General features: G+C 69.6%; 17 protein-coding genes. 9 read left to right on the top strand and 8 right to left on the bottom strand.

Going from position 1 to position 17,457, the window contains the following annotated elements; translation table 11 throughout:
• The first annotated feature begins 51 nt into the window (after positions 1–51).
• From ACFVHY_RS08880 to ACFVHY_RS08865, 4 genes are all read left to right on the top strand, one after another.
• On the top strand, positions 52–822 hold the full coding sequence (locus ACFVHY_RS08880) for a DeoR/GlpR family DNA-binding transcription regulator (protein ID WP_390271501.1): 771 nt from the start codon (positions 52–54) through the stop codon (positions 820–822).
• Positions 819–1,784, top strand: coding sequence for a 1-phosphofructokinase (gene pfkB, locus ACFVHY_RS08875; RefSeq protein WP_390270946.1), 966 nt, complete (start codon positions 819–821; stop codon positions 1,782–1,784). The genes ACFVHY_RS08880 and pfkB overlap by 4 nt, the downstream gene beginning before the upstream one ends.
• Before the next feature lie 75 nt (positions 1,785–1,859).
• Positions 1,860–3,962, top strand: a complete 2,103-nt coding sequence (locus ACFVHY_RS08870; RefSeq protein WP_390270943.1) for a fructose-specific PTS transporter subunit EIIC — start codon at positions 1,860–1,862, stop codon at positions 3,960–3,962.
• A gap of 98 nt (positions 3,963–4,060) precedes the next feature.
• The gene (locus tag ACFVHY_RS08865) at positions 4,061–4,321 is read left to right on the top strand and encodes an HPr family phosphocarrier protein (protein ID WP_390270940.1); all 261 of its coding nucleotides are present in this window, start codon (positions 4,061–4,063) and stop codon (positions 4,319–4,321) included.
• 76 nt (positions 4,322–4,397) lie between these two features.
• On the opposite strand, the gene hflX is transcribed toward ACFVHY_RS08865, so the two are convergent.
• From hflX to ACFVHY_RS08845, 4 genes are read right to left on the bottom strand one after another with little or no spacing between them, the layout of a single operon-like run.
• Positions 4,398–5,840 (bottom strand): GTPase HflX, encoded by a 1,443-nt coding sequence (hflX, locus tag ACFVHY_RS08860; RefSeq protein ID WP_226513127.1) that lies wholly within the window; start codon positions 5,838–5,840, stop codon positions 4,398–4,400.
• Positions 5,841–5,892: 52 nt separating this feature from the next.
• A complete protein-coding gene (dapF, locus tag ACFVHY_RS08855) occupies positions 5,893–6,804 on the bottom strand; it encodes a diaminopimelate epimerase (protein ID WP_390270937.1) in 912 nt (303 codons plus the stop codon).
• A gap of 10 nt (positions 6,805–6,814) precedes the next feature.
• Complete coding sequence (gene miaA / locus ACFVHY_RS08850; protein ID WP_390270934.1) at positions 6,815–7,735, bottom strand: tRNA (adenosine(37)-N6)-dimethylallyltransferase MiaA; 921 nt, start codon at positions 7,733–7,735, stop codon at positions 6,815–6,817.
• Positions 7,732–8,499: a hypothetical protein gene (locus ACFVHY_RS08845; RefSeq protein ID WP_390270931.1), complete on the bottom strand. Its 768-nt coding sequence runs from the start codon at positions 8,497–8,499 to the stop codon at positions 7,732–7,734. Before ACFVHY_RS08845 ends, miaA begins: the two co-directional genes overlap by 4 nt.
• Before the next feature lie 262 nt (positions 8,500–8,761).
• Between ACFVHY_RS08845 and ACFVHY_RS08840 the strand changes: the two genes are divergently transcribed.
• Entirely contained in the window at positions 8,762–10,129 is a 1,368-nt protein-coding gene (locus tag ACFVHY_RS08840; RefSeq protein ID WP_390270928.1) for a DUF349 domain-containing protein, read from the top strand.
• 21 nt (positions 10,130–10,150) lie between these two features.
• Here the strand turns inward: ACFVHY_RS08840 and ACFVHY_RS08835 are convergent, their stop codons facing one another.
• Together ACFVHY_RS08835 and miaB are read right to left on the bottom strand one after the other, a co-directional pair.
• On the bottom strand, positions 10,151–10,780 hold the full coding sequence (locus ACFVHY_RS08835; protein ID WP_390271499.1) for a hypothetical protein: 630 nt from the start codon (positions 10,778–10,780) through the stop codon (positions 10,151–10,153).
• A 26-nt stretch (positions 10,781–10,806) separates the two neighbouring features.
• Positions 10,807–12,339, bottom strand: a complete 1,533-nt coding sequence (gene miaB, locus ACFVHY_RS08830; RefSeq protein ID WP_374610975.1) for a tRNA (N6-isopentenyl adenosine(37)-C2)-methylthiotransferase MiaB — start codon at positions 12,337–12,339, stop codon at positions 10,807–10,809.
• Between the two features lie 134 nt (positions 12,340–12,473).
• On the opposite strand from miaB, the gene ACFVHY_RS08825 reads away from it, so the two are divergent.
• Genes ACFVHY_RS08825 through ACFVHY_RS08810 form a run of 4 tightly spaced genes read left to right on the top strand, consistent with a single transcriptional unit; the run spans position 12,474 to position 15,794 of the window.
• On the top strand, positions 12,474–13,202 hold the full coding sequence (locus ACFVHY_RS08825; protein WP_390271496.1) for an amino acid ABC transporter ATP-binding protein: 729 nt from the start codon (positions 12,474–12,476) through the stop codon (positions 13,200–13,202).
• 1 nt (position 13,203) lies between these two features.
• A complete protein-coding gene (locus ACFVHY_RS08820; RefSeq protein WP_390270925.1) occupies positions 13,204–14,214 on the top strand; it encodes a glutamate ABC transporter substrate-binding protein in 1,011 nt (336 codons plus the stop codon).
• Positions 14,215–14,229: 15 nt separating this feature from the next.
• The gene (locus tag ACFVHY_RS08815) at positions 14,230–14,907 is read left to right on the top strand and encodes an amino acid ABC transporter permease (protein ID WP_058250184.1); all 678 of its coding nucleotides are present in this window, start codon (positions 14,230–14,232) and stop codon (positions 14,905–14,907) included.
• On the top strand, positions 14,904–15,794 hold the full coding sequence (locus ACFVHY_RS08810; RefSeq protein ID WP_390270922.1) for an amino acid ABC transporter permease: 891 nt from the start codon (positions 14,904–14,906) through the stop codon (positions 15,792–15,794). The genes ACFVHY_RS08815 and ACFVHY_RS08810 overlap by 4 nt, the downstream gene beginning before the upstream one ends.
• Before the next feature lie 27 nt (positions 15,795–15,821).
• Here the strand turns inward: ACFVHY_RS08810 and ACFVHY_RS08805 are convergent, their stop codons facing one another.
• On the bottom strand, positions 15,822–16,370 hold the full coding sequence (locus ACFVHY_RS08805; protein WP_390270919.1) for a regulatory protein RecX: 549 nt from the start codon (positions 16,368–16,370) through the stop codon (positions 15,822–15,824).
• Positions 16,371–16,395: 25 nt separating this feature from the next.
• On the bottom strand, positions 16,396–17,439 hold the full coding sequence (gene recA, locus ACFVHY_RS08800) for a recombinase RecA (RefSeq protein WP_006866461.1): 1,044 nt from the start codon (positions 17,437–17,439) through the stop codon (positions 16,396–16,398).
• Positions 17,440–17,457: the final 18 nt, after the last annotated feature.

Here is a 17,457-nt window from a genome sequence, read left to right as displayed (position 1 = left end):
ATCCCACACGCCTCAACAAGCGGGGTGGTCGAAACCGGAGATCGGAGCGGTGTGTACGCCGAGGAGAGACAACAGGCGATCGTCGACGAGGTGCGCCTCGCGGGGCGGGCATCCGTGGCCGCGCTCGCCGAGAAATTCGACGTCACCAGCGAGACCGTCCGACGCGATCTCGCGGTACTGGAACGCGCCGGACATCTCCAGCGGGTCCACGGCGGCGCCGTGCGCGCCGAGATCATGCGCACCCTCGGCGAGCTCGGGATCGACGAACGGGAGTCGAGCCAGATCGAGCAGAAGACCGCGATCGGCCGGGCGGCCATCCGATTCCTGCCGCCCGACGGCGGTTCCGTGCTCTTCGACGCCGGCACCACCACGTACCGCGCGGCCGAGGCGACCGCTCCCGATCGGAGGCTCACCCTGTTCACCAACAGCCTGCCCATCGCCGGCCTGCTCGCGGGCACCCATCCCGACGGTCTCCATGCCCTCGGCGGACGCGTACGCGGTCTCACCCAGGCGACCGTGGGCGTCGAGACCGTGGACGCGCTTCGCCGACTGCGCGTGACCACCGCCTTCATCGGGACGAACGGTCTGAGCGAGACCCACGGGTTGTCGACACCCGACCCCGACGAGGCCGCGGTCAAGGCGGCGATGGTCGCGGCCGCGCAACGGGTCGTGGTCCTCGCCGACAGCTCGAAGATGGACCGCGAGGACCTCACCTCCTTCGCCGGACTCGACGACGTCGACGTCCTCATCACCGACTCCGGGATCGACCCGGCCTATTCGGCGGCCCTGTCCGCGCGTGGCGTCGAGGTCGTGATCGCATGATCGTCACCGTCACCGCCAACCCGAGTCTCGACCGCACCCTCGAACTCGGCGCACCGCTCGCCCGCGGCGAGGTGCAGCGCGCCGGCGTGGTCCGCACCGAGCCGGGCGGCAAGGGCGTCAACGTGGCCCGGGTCGTCGCGGCCGCCGGCCTGACCACCCGCGCACTGCTCCCGGCGCGGCCGGGCGACCCGCTGCGGGCCGCACTCGACGACCTCGCACTCCCCTACGACGCCGTGCCGGTCGACGGCGAGGTCCGGTCCAACATCACCATCGCCGAATCCGACGGGACGACCACCAAGATCAACGCACCCGGCGTTGCCCTGACGGGCCCGGATCGCGAGGCGCTCGTCGGGCTGATCCGCGAGCACGCCGGCTCCGCGCAGTGGGTCACCCTCTGCGGGTCGCTGCCTCCCGGCGTCCCCGACGACTGGTACCGCTCGATCGCCGACGACCTCGTCCTCGCCGGCTGCCGGGTCGCGGTGGACACCTCGGGCGCTCCCCTACGTGCCAGCGTCACCGGTCGCGTCGACCTGATCAAGCCCAACGAGGACGAGCTCGCCGAACTGACCGGCGCCGACCCCGGTCAGCTCCGAGAAGCGCTCGCGCGCAACGATCTCGGACCGGTCATCGACGCCGCTGCGACCATCGCCGAGCAGATCGGGGGCAACGTCCTCGCCACCCTCGGCGCCGCCGGGGCCGTGTTGGTCACCGCATCCGGCGTATGGTCGGCGACCCCGCCGCCGATCGTCCCGCGCAGCACCGTCGGCGCCGGCGACTCGTCACTGGCCGGCTACCTCATCGCGCAGAGCACCGGGGCCTCGCCCGCCGAATGCCTCCGGTCGGCCGTGGCGTACGGCGCGGCGGCCGCATCGCTCGCCGGCACCCAGGCCCCCACGCCCGACCACCTCGACCTCCCCGGCGTGCGGGTGACCGAACTGTCGGGAGCCGCGCGCATGACCTGACGGCACCGTCGGGGCGGGTCCCCGCACCGACCCCATCCAGCACCGACCCCCACCCTTTCCACCGAAGGACATCCCATGACCGAGCAGATCATCACCGCGCAGACGGTGAGTCTCGACGTCGACGCCGGCGGCGATCCCGCCGCCGTCATCACCACGCTCGCCGACGCCCTCGCCGCGGCCGGCCGGACCACCGATCCCGCCGACCTCGCGCGGGCCGCACTGGACCGAGAAGCCAAGTCCGCCACCGGACTTCCCGGCGGCATCGCCATCCCGCACGCCCGTACCGCGTCGGTGACCGCAGCCAGCCTCGCCATGGCGCGGCTGTCCCGCACGGTCGACTTCGGCGCACCGGACGGGCCGGCCGACCTGGTCTTTCTCATCGCCGCCCCCGAGGGGGGTGCCAGTGCGCACATGAAGCTCCTCAGCTCGCTGGCCCGCTCACTCGTCCGGCCCGACTTCGTGGCCTCGCTCCGCGCGGCCGAGAACGAGGAGCGGGTCATCGAATTGGTCAACGAGGCCATCGACCCCGCGCCGCCGGCCGCGAGCACAGCCGCGCCGACCGCCACTCCGTCGACGCCTGCCCCGTCGACCACGAAATCCGAAGGTGCGCCGGCCCACCCGGACTCTGACCGGACCCCGGACCCGGGACCGGCCACGCCGCGCATCGTCGCGATCACCGCATGCCCGACCGGCATCGCCCACACCTACATGGCGGCCGACGCCCTGAAGTACGCCGCCGAGCGGGCCGGCGTCGAGTTCGCGGTGGAGACCCAGGGGTCCTCGGCGACCACGGCCTTCGACCCGGACGTGATCGCTTCGGCCGACGCCGTCATCTTCGCCACGGACGTCGGGGTCAAGGATCGCAACCGGTTCCGCGGCAAACCCGTCATCGCATCCGGGGTGAAGCGCGCCATCAACGAACCCGACGCCATGATCGCCGAGGCGGTCGCGGCGGGGCGCGACCCGAACGCGGCGCGCGTCACCGGCGACGGCGCGGACGCGGACGCGGCCGACTCGTCGAAGTCGGGCATCGGTCTCGCCGGCCGTACACGCCAGGCACTCATGACCGGTGTGAGCTACATGATCCCGTTCGTCGCGGCGGGCGGACTGCTCATCGCGCTCGGCTTCCTGCTCGCAGGCTACGAGGTCGCCAACACGAACCTCGACGACGGCGGCACCCTCAGCGACGGCGCGTTCATCGCCCTGAACAACAGCCTCTGGGATCTGCCGGCGGGCGGGCTGCTGCAATACCTGGGCGCGGTGAGCTTCGCGATCGGCTCGGGCGTGATGGGTCTGGCCGTACCGGTCCTCGCGGGCTACATCTCCTTCGCGATCGCCGACCGCCCCGGTATCGCACCCGGTTTCGTGGCCGGCATCGTATCGCTCGCCGTGGGCGCCAGCTTCATCGGCGCACTGATCGGCGGTCTCATCGCCGGCGTGGTGTGCCTGTGGATCGCGCGGACCCCGGTGCCCCAGTGGGCTCGTGGTCTCATGCCCGTCGTGGTCATCCCGCTGTTCGGCAGCATGATCGTCGGCGGACTGCTCTACATGGTCCTCGGCAAACCGCTCGCCTGGCTGACCGAGCAGATGAACAGCGGCCTCGAGAGCATGTCCGGGGGATCGGCCATCGCCCTCGGCATCGTGCTCGGCCTGATGATGTGCTTCGACCTCGGCGGACCGGTCAACAAGAGCGCGTACCTGTTCGCCACCGCCGGGATCGCCGACGCGGCGACCGCCGGACCCGCGCAGTTCCAGATCATGGCGGCGGTCATGTGTGCCGGCATGGTGCCCCCGCTCGCGCTGGCTCTCGCCACCGTCGTCCGTCCGGGCCTGTTCACCGAACCCGAGCGCGAGAACGGCAAGGCCGCATGGCTCCTCGGCGCGTCGTTCATCTCCGAAGGTGCCATCCCGTTCGCCGCGGTCGACCCCTTCCGGGTCATCCCGTCGATGATGGCCGGTGGTGCCCTCAGCGGTGCGCTGATCATGGCCTTCGGCGTCGAACTGCGCGCCCCGCACGGCGGTATCTTCGTCTTCTTCGCCATGAACAACTGGGTCCTGTTCCTCGTCGCGCTGGTCGCCGGTACGGTGCTGTCCGCCGTCCTGGTGGTCGCGGCCAAGCAGGTGCACCGCAGTCGCGACGCCGTCGCCTTCGACGAACTCGAGGCGGTCGCCGTCTGACGCCCGATCACACGACCACCTGACATCCGGGGCGCTCCCCGGCACCGAATCGCCCGACAACCACCACAGATCACACGACAACACTCGAAGGAGTTCTCATGCTCAGCACCACCGCCACCGTCGGCTCCGCTGTCGGACTGCACGCCCGCCCCGCCACGATCATCGCCGAGGCGGTCGCCGAGACCGGCAGCCCGGTGACGCTGGGCCTCGAGGGCGGTGACCCGGTGGACGCGGGGTCGGCGCTGATGATCATGACGCTCGGGGCCGAGAAGGGCACCCGCGTGGTCGTGACGGCCGACGACCAGGCTGCGCTCGACACCATCGTCGGTCTCGTCGAGAAGGATCTCGACGCCGACTAGGTCCGCACAGCCGACTGGGTCCGTACAGCCGACTGGGTCCGTACAGCCGACTGGGTCCGCACAGCCGGCGAAGCGCTCAGATCCGGAGGTCCGCGATCTCGCCCGCGAAAGCGGCCGGGACGCGGACCTTCATCGTGGTACCGGTCTCGGTGTGCTCCGACGAGATGACCTCGCCCTCGCTGTGGACGCGAGACACGACATCACCCCGGTCGAACGGCACCTCGATGGTCATCTCGACGTCCTCGCGACCGACGAACTCGCGCACCCGCCCGAAGAGTTCGGGCAATCCCTCGCCGGTCCGGGCGGAGATGAACACCGCATCCGGACCGAGCGCGCCGCGCAACTCGGTGAGGCGGTTGCCGTCGATGGCGTCGATCTTGTTGATGACCAACAACTCCGGCGGAGCGGTGACGCCCTCCTCGGCGACGATCTCGTTGATGACCTGACGGACGGCCGAGATCTGCTCCATCGGGAAGGCGTCCGCACCGTCCACGACGTGCAGCAGCAGATCGGCGTCGACGACCTCCTCGAGCGTCGAGCGGAACGCCTCGACGAGCTGGGTCGGCAGATGCCGCACGAACCCGACCGTGTCCGTGAAGACGACCGCGCGGCCGTCGTCGAGCGTCGCCCGCCTGGTGGTCGGGTCCAGGGTCGCGAACAACGCGTCCTGCACGAGGACACCGGCGCCGGTCATCGCGTTGACCAGACTGGACTTGCCCGCGTTGGTGTAACCGGCGACGGTGATCGTCGGGATCGAACCGCTTTTGCGCGCAGCGCGTTTGGTGTTCCGCGCCTTCTTCATGCCACGGATCTCGCGCCGCAGCTTGGCCATCCGCTCCCGAATGCGGCGACGGTCGGTCTCGATCTTGGTCTCGCCGGGACCGCGCAGGCCCACACCGCCGTTGCTGCCCGCCCGGCCGCCGGCCTGCCGGGACATCGATTCACCCCAGCCGCGCAGACGCGGGAGCATGTACTCCATCTGGGCGAGCGACACCTGCGCCTTGCCCTCCCGCGAGGTCGCGTGCTGCGCGAAGATGTCGAGGATCAGCGCGGTGCGGTCGATGACCTTCACCTTCACCACCTTCTCCAGCGCATTGAGCTGGGCGGGGGTGAGCTCACCGTCGCAGACGACGGTGTCGGCGCCGGTCGCGAGGACGATCTCGCGCAATTCCTCGGCCTTGCCACTGCCGATGTAGGTGGCGGGATCGGGTTTGGAGCGACGCTGGATCACCGCGTCCAGGATCTGTGAACCGGCCGTCTCGGCGAGGGCGGCCAGCTCGGTCATGTTGGCCTTCGCGGCAGCCGCGCTGCCCTCGGTCCACACGCCGACCAGGACCACGCGTTCGAGTCGTAGTTGCCGGTACTCGACCTCGGTGACGTCGGTGAGTTCGGTGGAGAGTCCCGCGATGCGCTGCAGTGAGGCGCGCTCGGACAATTGGAGTTCGCCGGTGGTGGGATCCGCGGTGTCGCGGATCCCGAGATCGGCCGCGGACATGATCTGTGCTTCTGATTCGGTCATACGGGAACCATGGTCTCACGACCGTCCCGGGCCGAGCACGCGAATATCGAGCTCAGCGCTCCCAGCCGGGCCGCAGCACCCCGTCGGCGACCAGCATCGACGGCCCGCGCAGGGTCGAGCCGTCGGGACGGATCGTCACGGTGACCTCGCCGCCGGGGATGCCGATGCGCAGCTCGCCGGTGTCCGCGCCGCGGGCGTCGAGAGCGGCGCGCGCCGCTGCGACCAGGCCCGTTCCGCAGCTGCGCGTCTCCCCGACGCCCCGCTCGAACACCCGCATCCGCGCGGTCAGGCCGCCGTCGGGCTCTTCCACGGGTGGGGTCAGCAGCTCGACGTTCGCGCCGTGCGGGAAGTCGGCGGCCTCGATGATCACACCGGCGGAGAAGTCGACCGCGTCGAGGTCGGCCGCGGTCATGTCCGCGACGACGCACGCCAGGTGGGGGTTGCCCACGTCGACCATCGCACCGGGGTAGATGTCGTCACCGATGCGGACCACCGACGACCCGTCGAGCCGCGCCGGACCCATCTCCACCGTGACCTCGGCGTGCACGGCGTCGAAGGAGTGGATGGTGACGGCTCGGGCACCCGCGCGGGAACCGACGGAGAACGTGTCGGTGTCGACGAGTCCCGACGCCCGGACGTAGTGGGCGAAGACGCGTACCCCGTTGCCGCACATCTCCGCGACCGAACCGTCGCCGTTGCGGTAGTCCATGAACCAGTCGTCGGCCGACACCCCGTCGGGCAGGGCGTCGAGGACACCGGCCGAGACGAGCGCGCCCGAGCGGGCGACGCGCAGCAATCCGTCGGCGCCGATCCCCCGTTGCCGGTCGCACAGCGCCGCGACCGTCGCGGCGTCGAGCGCGATCTCGGCGTCGGGGTCGGCGAGGACCACGAAGTCGTTCTGGGTGCCATGACCCTTGACGAAGTGCAGGCCGTCGCTCGCACTGCTCTGCGGGGCGGAAGTCACGGACCACAGCCTACGGGGAAGGCGCGTCGACGATGCGCAGCGCTCGGTCGAGCAGATCGGGCGCGGCGGCGTCGAGCCACTGCGCCCGATGATCGCGGCGGAACCACGAGCGCTGCCGACGGACATAACGCCGGGTGCCGATGAAGGTCAGGTCCTCGGCCTGCGCGAGGTCGTACTCGCCGTCGAGGGCCGCGAGGACCTGTTTGTAACCGATCGCCTGCGACGCGGTGCGTCCCGCTCGCAGGCCGCGGGAACAGAGGTCCTCCACCTCCTCGACGAGGCCCTGCTCGAACATCGCTCTCGTACGACGGCGGATCCGATCGTCGAGTTCATCGGTGTCCCGGTCGAGGGCGAGGATGATCGTGCCCCAGCGCGGTTCGCCGATGGTGGGCTGCGACGCGGCGAAGGGTGCACCGGTCAGCTCGACCACCTCCAGCGCCCGCACGATGCGGCGACCGTCGGTGGCCAGGATGGTCGACGCCGCGGCCGGGTCGACCTCGGCGAGCAGCCGGTGCATCTCGCCCACTCCGCGCTCGTCGAGCAGGTCCTCGTAACGCCGGCGGACCTCCGGGTCGGTGGCCGGGAACTGCCAGTCGTCGAGGAGTCCCTGGACATACATCATCGATCCGCCGACGATCACCGGGACCCGACCCGCGGCTCGCAACCGATCGACGTCGGCCCGCGCGGCCTGCTGATAGCGCGCGACCGTCGCCACCTCGGTCACGTCGAGCACGTCGAGCTGGTGGTGCGGGATGCCGCGGCGCTCGTCGGGCGAGAGCTTGGCCGTCCCGACGTCCATGCCGCGGTACTGCTGCATGGCGTCGATGTTGACGATCTCGCCGCCGAGCCGTTCGGCGAGGTCGAGGGCCAGGTCGGACTTGCCGCCGGCAGTGGGTCCGACAACAGCGATCGGGGTGGGCGGCGCGGTCATCGGGCGTGCTCGCCGTCGTCGACGGTCCAGGTCGCGACCACGTAACCCACGCCGAAGGGCGCGTCGGCGAAGTCGGGCACCGCCCGGACCGGCCGGTCGCCGACGAGGCCGGCCGTCACCTGCCACGCGACCCGGCCGCCGACGCCCTCGGCATCGCACTTCGCGGGGTCGAGGGCCACCAGCGTGTCCGTGTCCGCCGATCCGAGTGCGGCCACGATCGTGTCGTTCAGCGTCACCGCCGATTCCCGGCGGCCCCCGCCGGGGGCCTTGTCGGTCAGCGCCGTCGATCCGTCTCCCACCACCAGGACCCCGACGGCGTCCGAGCCCTCGTCGAGACGGGCGGCCAGCCGGGTACCCACCGCGACGCACTCCGCGGGCGGCGTGGCCGAACCGACGCTGCACACGCTCACCCGACCCAGCGACATCCGCTCGGCGATCCACCCGGCGATCAGCGCCGACAGACTCATCCGGCGCAGCGGGTCGGTGACCGCGACATCGGTGACAGCAACATCGGTGATCGCGGAGTCGATCGTGACCGGGACGTCCACGCCGAAGCGCGCGAAGGTGCCGCGGAGGGGCTCGTCCACGAGGCCCGCGGTCGACTCGTCGGCGGTTCCGATCGCCACCCAGCGGTCGATGCCGAGCGCGCCCGCGACCGCGTCGAGAGCTGCGCGCCGCACCGGCTCGGTGTCCGAGGCGGCCGGTCCGGCCAGCTCGGGGACGAGCAGCGGGGCACTCGGAACGAAGACGACGGCCGCAAGCACACCACGACGCTAGTCGACAGGATCCGCCCCGCTCGCTCCGCTCCCGGCGCCGGGGACATTCGGCCCGCTCGCTCCGCTCCCGGCGCCGGTTACCCCGCGCCGCGACCCACCAACTCGGCACGGACGCCACATCGACGGGCCTGAACTGCTTGAATGGAACGGTACTTGTCGGCGACACCGGGCGTAGGATGCCCGGCGAGAACCGACTCCAGCGACCGGCAGCCGTGACGCGCGGCACCACTGAGCGGCAGGACACGTGCACATGAGCAACCCGACCGAATCGGCTTCCGAACCCCAGCGGGCACCCGCCGGGCAGGACACACCGAAGCCGGGACCCAAGCCGGGACCCCGGCCCAAGCCCGGACCCCGCCCCGGCATCGCGTCCGAACCGGTCGTCACGCACCTCGTCACCGGCGATCCGCACCGCTTCGGTCGTATCGACGAGTCGGGCGTCGTGTGGCTCAAGACCGACGAGGGCGAACGCGAGATCGGTTCGTGGCAGGCCGGCACGGTCGAGGAGGGGCTTGCGCACTTCGGACGCCGGTTCGACGACCTCGCCACCGAGGTCGAGATCCTCGAGGAACGGCTCACCGCCCGCTCGGGAGACCCGCGCAAGGCCCAGCAAGCCGCCAAACACCTGCTCGACGAGTTGCCCAACGCGCATGTGATCGGCGACGTCGCCGCGCTGCAGCGCCGCCTCGAGGCCATCGTCGGCAGCGCCGACGAGGTCGCCGAGACCATCCGCGCCGAGCGCGAGAAGACCCGGTCGGAGGCCATCGCGCGCAAGGAGGTCCTCGCCGCCGAGGCCGAGCAGATCGGCGCCGACGCGACCAACTGGAAGAGCGCGGGCGACCGGCTGCGCGAGATCCTGGACGAGTGGAAGTCCATCAAGGGCGTCGACCGCAAGACCGACGACGCGCTGTGGAAGCGGTACGCCAAGGCGCGCGACGCCTTCAACCGCCGGCGGGGTGCGCACTTCGCCGAACTCGACCGCGAGCGCGCCGGCGCGAAGGAACGCAAGGAAGCGCTCATCGCCCGCGCCGAGGAGCTGTCCGGCTCCACCGACTGGGGCCCGACGTCGGCCAAGTTCCGGGAACTGCTCGGTGAGTGGAAGGCGGCCGGGCGCGCCCCGCGGGACACCGACGAGGCCCTCTGGCAGCGGTTCAAGGCCGCCCAGGACGTCTTCTTCGGCGCCCGCAACGCGGCGTCGTCGGAACGCGACGCGGAATTCTCCGCGAACGCGACCGCCAAGGTCGCCCTGCTCGATGCCGCCGAGAAGGCCATCGACCCGGCCACCGATCTCGACGCGGCCCGCCGCGAGTTCCGGTCGTTCCGCGATCAGTGGGACGAACTGGGCAAGGTCCCGCGCGATCAGATGCACAGCCTGGAGGCCCGCGCGCGGGCCCTGGAGAAGCGCATCCGCGACGCCGAGGACGCTCAGTGGCAACGGACCGATCCCGAGGCACTGGCGCGGGCGGCGCAATTCGCCGATCGCGCAGCGCAGCTCGAGGACCAGGCACGCAAGGCGGCCGAACGCGGAAAGGACCGCGACGCCGCGAAGTTGCGCGATCAGGCTGCGCAGTGGCGCGAGTGGGCCGACGCCGCGGAGAGTGCCGTCACCGACCGCTGAGTCCGGTCGGGGCCGGCCGGATCAGTCCTCGTGCGGGTTCTTGCGGTACAGCGCTGCGGCGTAGGCCTCCTGCTCGGCGGCCTGCCGGCGTCGCTCGTCCTCGAGCGCGAGCTGATAGGAGCTCCGCGCCCACACGACACGGGACCAGTGGAACGTGAGCACGAAGACCGCGATCCAGCCCAGCACGAGACCGATACCGACGCCCGACGGCGGCTCGACGCCACCGACGCCCGGCGTGTTCCGCGACCACCACGCCAGCATCCCGGCGACGCACGCGATGGCGCACCCGCACAGCGCGATCCACGCCAGGAACCACCGGCGGGTGAGCAGCGCGAGCATGGAGACGACGATGCCGAAGATCGTCACCAGGTAGACGAAGATCCTCGACACGATCGTGACGCGCTCGGCGGCCGCCTCGGGCGTGAAGGTGAGGACCTCGAGGCCGGTGACGGATCCCGTGTGCGGCAACACCATCGACACCATGGCGAGGACGACGGCCACGGCGACGACGACCGCGCGCGCACCCGGGTCGATCTCGCCGGCCACCCGCCGTTCCGCCTTGCGCAGGTCGCTCTCGTACTGCTCGAACGCGGCCTTCTCGGACGCAGAGCTGCCGGCCGCCTCGTTGTCGGACGCCGAGTTCTCGGACATGGTCATCGCCTCACTTCGTGTGGTGGTCAGCTGCCGCAGCCACTGCCGCAGCCGGCGTCGGCCGGAACGGCGGCGGGGGCACCGAACCCCGGCAGCCCGAGCCCGACGCCGACGGGCGCGGTGGTGGGGGTACGGCTCTGTTCGTGCGCGTCGCCGGCGCGGGTCCGGCGGTGCGCGAGAACGCCGGAGTCGGCGATCAGATGGTGTGGTGCAGCCGCGGTGAGCTGCGTGTGTACGACGTCGCCCGGGCGGATTCCCGACGCCGTTCCGGGCGCGAAGTGCACCAGGCGGCCGTCCCGGGCGCGACCGGTCATGCGCTGGGTCTTCGCCGACTTGCGCCCCTCGTCGGCGACCACGAGCAATTCCACCTCGGTCCCGACCAGCGCCTCGTTCTCGGCCAGGCAGATCCGCTCCTGCAGCGCGATGAGACGCCGGTAGCGATCAGCCACGACCTCGGGCGGCACCTGGTCGGCCATCGTCGCGGCGGGCGTGCCGGGGCGGGGCGAGTACTGGAAGGTGAACGCGCTCGAGAAGCGGGCGCGCTCGACGACGTCAAGGGTGGCCTGGAAGTCCTCCTCGGTCTCGCCGGGGAAGCCGACGATGATGTCGGTGGTGATCGCCGCATGCGGCATGGCCTCGCGGACCTTGTCGAGAATGCCCAGGAATTTGGTCTGCCGGTAGCTGCGGCGCATCGCGCGCAGGATGCGATCGGACCCGGACTGCAGCGGCATGTGCAGTTGCGGACACACATTCGGCGTCTGGGCCATCGCCTCGATCACGTCGTCGGTGAACTCGGCGGGGTGCGGTGAGGTGAACCGGACGCGTTCGAGCCCCTCGATGTCACCGCAGGCGCGCAGCAGTTCGGCGAAGGCGCCCCGGTTGCGGGGCTGATCGGGATCGGCGAAGGACATCCCGTAGGCGTTCACGTTCTGGCCCAGCAGCGTCACCTCGACGACACCCTGGTCGACGAGGGCCTGCACCTCGGCGAGCACCTCGCCCGGCCGGCGGTCGACCTCCTTGCCACGCAGCGACGGCACGATGCAGAACGTGCAGGTGTTGTTGCACCCCACCGACACCGACACCCAGCCCGAGTAGGCGGAGTCGCGCTTGGCCGGCAGGGTCGACGGGAACCGCTCGAGCGCGTCGAGGATCTCCACCTGGGCGGCGTCGTTGTGGCGGGCCCGATCGAGCAACGCGGGCAGCGAACCGATGTTGTGTGTGCCGAACACCACGTCGACCCACGGGGCCCGGGACAGCACCGTGTCCTTGTCCTTCTGCGCGAGGCAGCCGCCGACGGCGATCTGCATGCCGGGCCGGTCGGATTTGACCGGGGCGAGGTGGGACAGGTTGCCGTACAGCTTGTTGTCGGCGTTCTCCCGGATCGCGCAGGTGTTGAAGACGACGAGATCGGCGGGGTCGTCATCACCGGCGCGCACGTACCCGGCGTCCTCGAGCAGACCGGCGATGCGCTCGGAATCGTGGACGTTCATCTGGCAGCCGTAGGTACGGACCTGATAACTGCGCGCGGCGGGTGCTGCCTGCTCAGGCCGATCCGACAACTCGATACTCACCCCTACGAGGGTACGGGGCGCACGCAAATCGACTCCCACAGGACACCGTGTTCCACGTCGGCCGATAGGGTGCCCCAATGACCGTTTCGCCGAGTAAGTCCGCGGACCCCGGGTCCCAGCCGATGATCGCGATGCGCGGGGTGCAGAAACACTTCGGGTCGTTGCACGTCCTCAAGGACATCGATCTCGAGGTCCCCGCCGGTCAGGTCGTGGTGGTCCTCGGGCCGTCGGGCTCGGGCAAGTCCACCCTCTGCCGCACGATCAACCGCCTCGAGCCGATCGACGGCGGCGAGATCCTGGTCGAGGGTCAGGTGCTGCCCGCCGAGGGCAAGGACCTCGCCCGGCTCCGCGCCGACGTCGGAATGGTCTTCCAGTCCTTCAACCTGTTCTCGCACAAGACGATTCTCGAGAATGTCACGCTCGCGCCGATCAAGGTGCGCAAGAAGAGCAAGGACGAGGCCGGCATGCGCGCCCTCGAACTGCTCGAGCGCGTCGGCATCGCCAGCCAGAAGGACAAGTACCCCGCCCAGCTCTCCGGCGGCCAGCAGCAGCGCGTGGCCATCGCCCGGTCGCTGGCGATGAACCCGAAGATCATGTTGTTCGACGAGCCGACCTCGGCCCTCGACCCGGAGATGGTCAACGAGGTGCTCGACGTGATGGTGTCCCTCGCGAAAGAAGGGATGACGATGGTGGTCGTCACCCACGAGATGGGCTTCGCGCGCAAGGCCGCCGACCGCATCATCTTCATGGCCGACGGGGCGATCATCGAGGACTCCGATCCGGAGACCTTCTTCAGCAACCCGTCGACCGATCGCGCCCGGGACTTCCTCGGCAAGATCCTGGGGCACTGACATGACACAGCGAATCACCCGCCGCCCGATGCGGACCGCGGGCCTGGTCCTCGCGGTCGGCGCCCTGCTCGCCACCGTGTTGTCCGCCTGCGGCAGCACCGATCCGCGCAACCTGCTCGACTCCATCCGCGAGGGCTCGGTCGTGCTGGGCGTCAAGTTCGACCAGCCCGGTCTCGGCCTCTACGAGCCGGACGGCAACGTCGAGGGATTCGACGCCTCGGTGTCGCGCTACGTCGTCAACCACATCGCCGACGATCTCGGGGTGCCGCATCCGGAGGTCACCTGGCGCGAGACCCCCTCGGCGCGCCGCGAGGCGATGATCGACAACGGTGAGGTCGACCTGATCGCGGCCACGTACTCGATCAACGCGGCACGCTCGAAGAAGGTGTCCTTCGGCGGCCCCTATCTCGTCACGTACCAGGGTCTGATGGTGCGCGCCGACGACAACACGATCGAAGAGCTCGCCGACCTCGACAAGGGCAAGAAGCTCTGCTCGGTGACCGGCTCGACACCGGCGCAGAACGTCAAGGCACAGCTGCCCGCGGTCCAGTTGCAGGAGTACGACTCCTACTCGGCCTGCGTCGAGGCGCTGCGCCGCGACAAGGTCGACGCGGTGACCACCGACGAGGCGATCCTCGCCGGCTACTCCAACTTCTGGGAGGGCGAGTTCAAGCTCGTCGAGATGACCTACCTCAAGGACGCCTGCGTGAAGGATGCCCTGAAGACCGCGGGCAGCCCGTTCTCCACCGAGCGCTACGGCGTGGGGCTCGCTCTGGACGACACCGCGTCGCAGAACGCCGTCAACACGGCACTCGACGCGATGCTCGCGCCTTCCGTCGACGGCGAGTCGGCCTGGAACGCCGCGCTGCGCGAGGCGCTCGGCAATCCCTACGTGGACGAGATCATCGCCCGCGCCGACCGTCCGGACTCGAAGTTCCCCTACCTGCCCGATCCCGGCGACCTCGACTTCGTCGACTCGCCCTCCACACCGTGCCCGCCCGGGCTGCAGTGAGCGACGGAGCTACCGATGAATGACGTCTCTCTGTGGGAGAGCATGGGTCCAGAGCTGTGGCCCGCCTTCTGGGTGACCATCCAGCTGACCTTCTACTCGGCGATCGGCTCGCTGGTGTGGGGCACGATCCTCGCAGCCATGCGGGTCTCCCCCGTGCCGGTCATGCGCGGCTTCGCCGAGGTCTACGTGAACATCGTCCGCAACACGCCGCTGACACTCGTGGTGCTGTTCTGTGCGATCGGCCTGTACCAGAACCTGGGCCTGACCTTCGCGCCGACGATCGAGTCGAACAACTTCTGGCTCGCCGTCCTCGCCTTCGTGCTGTACACCTCGACGTTCGTCTGTGAGACGCTGCGTTCCGGCTTCAACACGGTCCCGCTCGGGCAGGCCGAAGCCGCTCGCTCCCTCGGCCTCTCGTTCACGCAGGTCTTCGGGGTCATCGTGCTGCCGCAGGCGATCCGGTCGGTGATCGGTCCGCTGGGCAGCGTCCTGATCGCGCTCACCAAGAACACGACGGTCGCGTCGGTGATCGGCGTCGCCGAGGCGGCGGCGCTGATGAAGACCGAGATCGAGACCTACTCCGACCAGCTGTTCGTCATCTTCGGCGTCATCGCGGCGGGATTCATGATCATCACACTCAGCGAGGGCGCCGTCTTCGGCTACCTCGCCAAGCGACTGGCGGTGAAACGATGAGCGCTGACTCGACTGTCCTCTACGACGCCCCGGGACCGCGCGCACGTACCCGGAACCGCCTGTTGGCGATCGCGTTCATCGCGGTCCTGGCCGCGATCGCGATCTACGTGATCGCCGTCCTCGCCGCCAACGAACAGTTCACCGCCGAGAAGTGGTCGCCGTTCGTCACGTGGAGCACATGGACCGGCTACATCCTGCCTGGCCTGTGGCGGACCCTCGCGGCCGCGGCGGTCTCGATCGTGCTGTCGCTGCTGCTCGGTGCGGTCCTCGGTATCGGCCGACTCTCCGACCACCTGTGGGTACGCACCATCGCGGGCCTGTTCGTCGAGGTGTTCCGCGCCATCCCGGTGCTGATCCTGATGGTGTTCACCTGGTTCCTGTTCGCGATCTACGGGATCTTCCCGTCGTCCTTCCTGGCATTCGCGGCGGTGGTCACCGGACTCACCCTGTACAACGGGTCGGTCATGGCCGAGATCCTGCGATCCGGTATCAACTCACTGCCCAAGGGACAGACCGAGGCATCGATGGCACTGGGTCTGCGCAAGAGCCAGATGATGCGCATCATCCTTCTGCCACAGGCGATCACGGCGATGATGCCCGCACTGATCTCGCAGATGGTCGTGGCGCTGAAGGACAGTGCGCTGGGCTACATCATCGGATACTCCGAGGTGGTCCGCAGCGGCCTGCTCTCGGCGTCGCGCTACGGCAACTACATCCCGGCGCTGATCGTCGTGGCCATCATCATGATCCTGATCAACTTCGGGCTCTCGACGTTCGCCACCGCCCTCGAACGCCGACTCCGGCAGGGGCGCCGGTCGTCCGCACCGCCCGCGGATCCGGAGGAGACCGAACTCGCTGCGTCGGAGAACCTGCCCACCGGCAGGTGACACCCGCATGAACGTCGTGCGGGTCGCTCAGCCGCTGCGCAGCGCGCTGAGCGCCTCCCCCACCACGTCGAACGCGAGGGACTGGGAATAGCCCCGCCGCACCAGCATTCCGACGAGGCGACGCATCGCCTTGTCGCGTTCGGCACGATCGTCGGCGATACGGTCGATGACCGAGGGCGTGAGTTTGCGCGCCACCAGACCGGACGCGATCTCACGTTCGTCGTCGGGGTCGATGTCGGCGAGGGCTTCGGAGATGATCGACTCGTCGATCCCCTTGGTGCGGAGCTCGTGTCGTAGCGCGACGCGTCCCTTACCTGAGTTGAGGTGGCGGGATCGCACCCACTCGGAGGCGAACTCCTCGTCGTCGAGGAGGTTGTGTCGCTCCAGGCGCGCCATCACGTCGTCGACCGCGTCGGGTTCGAAACCCTTGCGCGTCAATCGCTCTCGCATCTCCTGGCGTGAACGCGCACGAACCCCGAGCAGTCGGAGCGCAGAGTCCCATGCACTGGGTCCCTTACGGTCGGGATCGTTGTCCCGCCGTGTGCGCGTCTGCCCGGGGTCCGTTGCCTCGCTCACGGTCTACCTGAACTCGCCTTCGATGTCAGAATTCGACTGGGGCGGGGGCGATGTCGTCGGCGTCGACGGTGGCGCCGATGCCCAGCTTCTCTTTGATCTTCTTCTCGATCTCGTCGCGGATGTCGACGTTCTCGAGCAGGAACTTGCGCGCGTTCTCCTTGCCCTGGCCGAGTTGATCGCCCTCGTAGGTGAACCACGAACCGGACTTGCGGATGAAGCCCTCCGCGACACCCATGTCGATCAGCGAGCCCTCCTTGCTGATGCCCTGGCCGTAGAGGATGTCGAACTCGGCCTGCTTGAACGGCGGCGCGACCTTGTTCTTGACGACCTTGACACGTGTGCGGTTACCGACCGCGTCGGTCCCGTCCTTGAGGGTCTCGATCCGGCGGACGTCGAGGCGCACCGACGAGTAGAACTTCAGCGCCTTTCCGCCCGTGGTGGTCTCTGGCGATCCGAACATGACGCCGATCTTCTCGCGCAGCTGGTTGATGAAGATCGCGGTGGTCTTCGACTGGTTCAGCGCGGAGGTCATCTTCCGCAGGGCCTGGCTCATCAGGCGGGCCTGCAGACCGACGTGGCTGTCGCCCATCTCGCCCTCGATCTCGGCCTTGGGGACCAGCGCGGCCACCGAGTCGATGACCAGGATGTCAAGCGCGCCCGACCGGATCAGCATGTCCGCGATCTCGAGCGCCTGCTCACCGGTGTCGGGCTGGGACACCAGCAGCGCGTCGGTGTCGACGCCGAGTTTGGCGGCGTAGTCGGGATCGAGTGCGTGCTCGGCGTCGATGAACGCGGCGATACCACCCTGCGCCTGGGCGTTGGCGACGGCGTGCAGGGCGACGGTCGTCTTACCCGAGGACTCCGGACCGTAGATCTCCACGACGCGGCCGCGGGGCAGTCCGCCGATACCGAGGGCGACGTCGAGCGCGATGGACCCGGTGGGGATGATCTCGATCGGCTGACGGGTCTCCTCGCCGAGCCGCATCACCGAACCCTTGCCGAAGTTCTTGTCGATCTGCGCGAGGGCGAGGTCGAGAGCCTTCTCGCGGTCTTGGGGCGCAGGTGCCATGGGAGTTCTCCTCGGTTG

The organism is Gordonia sp. NPDC127522 (genome assembly GCF_042672305.1).
Lineage (GTDB): Bacteria > Actinomycetota > Actinomycetes > Mycobacteriales > Mycobacteriaceae > Gordonia > Gordonia hongkongensis.
This window is presented reverse-complemented; position numbering and strand designations above follow the sequence as displayed.

Excerpts from the sequence above, each read along its gene's own strand:
- pfkB (WP_390270946.1), top strand. The coding sequence starts at position 819 with ATGATCGTCACCGTCACCGCCAACCCGAGTCTCGACCGCACCCTCGAA.
- ACFVHY_RS08870 (WP_390270943.1), top strand. The coding sequence starts at position 1,860 with ATGACCGAGCAGATCATCACCGCGCAGACGGTGAGTCTCGACGTCGAC.
- ACFVHY_RS08865 (WP_390270940.1), top strand. The coding sequence starts at position 4,061 with ATGCTCAGCACCACCGCCACCGTCGGCTCCGCTGTCGGACTGCACGCC.
- hflX (WP_226513127.1), bottom strand. The coding sequence starts at position 5,840 with ATGACCGAATCAGAAGCACAGATCATGTCCGCGGCCGATCTCGGGATC.
- miaA (WP_390270934.1), bottom strand. The coding sequence starts at position 7,735 with ATGACCGCGCCGCCCACCCCGATCGCTGTTGTCGGACCCACTGCCGGC.
- ACFVHY_RS08840 (WP_390270928.1), top strand. The coding sequence starts at position 8,762 with ATGAGCAACCCGACCGAATCGGCTTCCGAACCCCAGCGGGCACCCGCC.
- ACFVHY_RS08835 (WP_390271499.1), bottom strand. The coding sequence starts at position 10,780 with ATGTCCGAGAACTCGGCGTCCGACAACGAGGCGGCCGGCAGCTCTGCG.
- ACFVHY_RS08825 (WP_390271496.1), top strand. The coding sequence starts at position 12,474 with ATGATCGCGATGCGCGGGGTGCAGAAACACTTCGGGTCGTTGCACGTC.
- ACFVHY_RS08820 (WP_390270925.1), top strand. The coding sequence starts at position 13,204 with ATGACACAGCGAATCACCCGCCGCCCGATGCGGACCGCGGGCCTGGTC.
- ACFVHY_RS08815 (WP_058250184.1), top strand. The coding sequence starts at position 14,230 with ATGAATGACGTCTCTCTGTGGGAGAGCATGGGTCCAGAGCTGTGGCCC.
- ACFVHY_RS08810 (WP_390270922.1), top strand. The coding sequence starts at position 14,904 with ATGAGCGCTGACTCGACTGTCCTCTACGACGCCCCGGGACCGCGCGCA.
- recA (WP_006866461.1), bottom strand. The coding sequence starts at position 17,439 with ATGGCACCTGCGCCCCAAGACCGCGAGAAGGCTCTCGACCTCGCCCTC.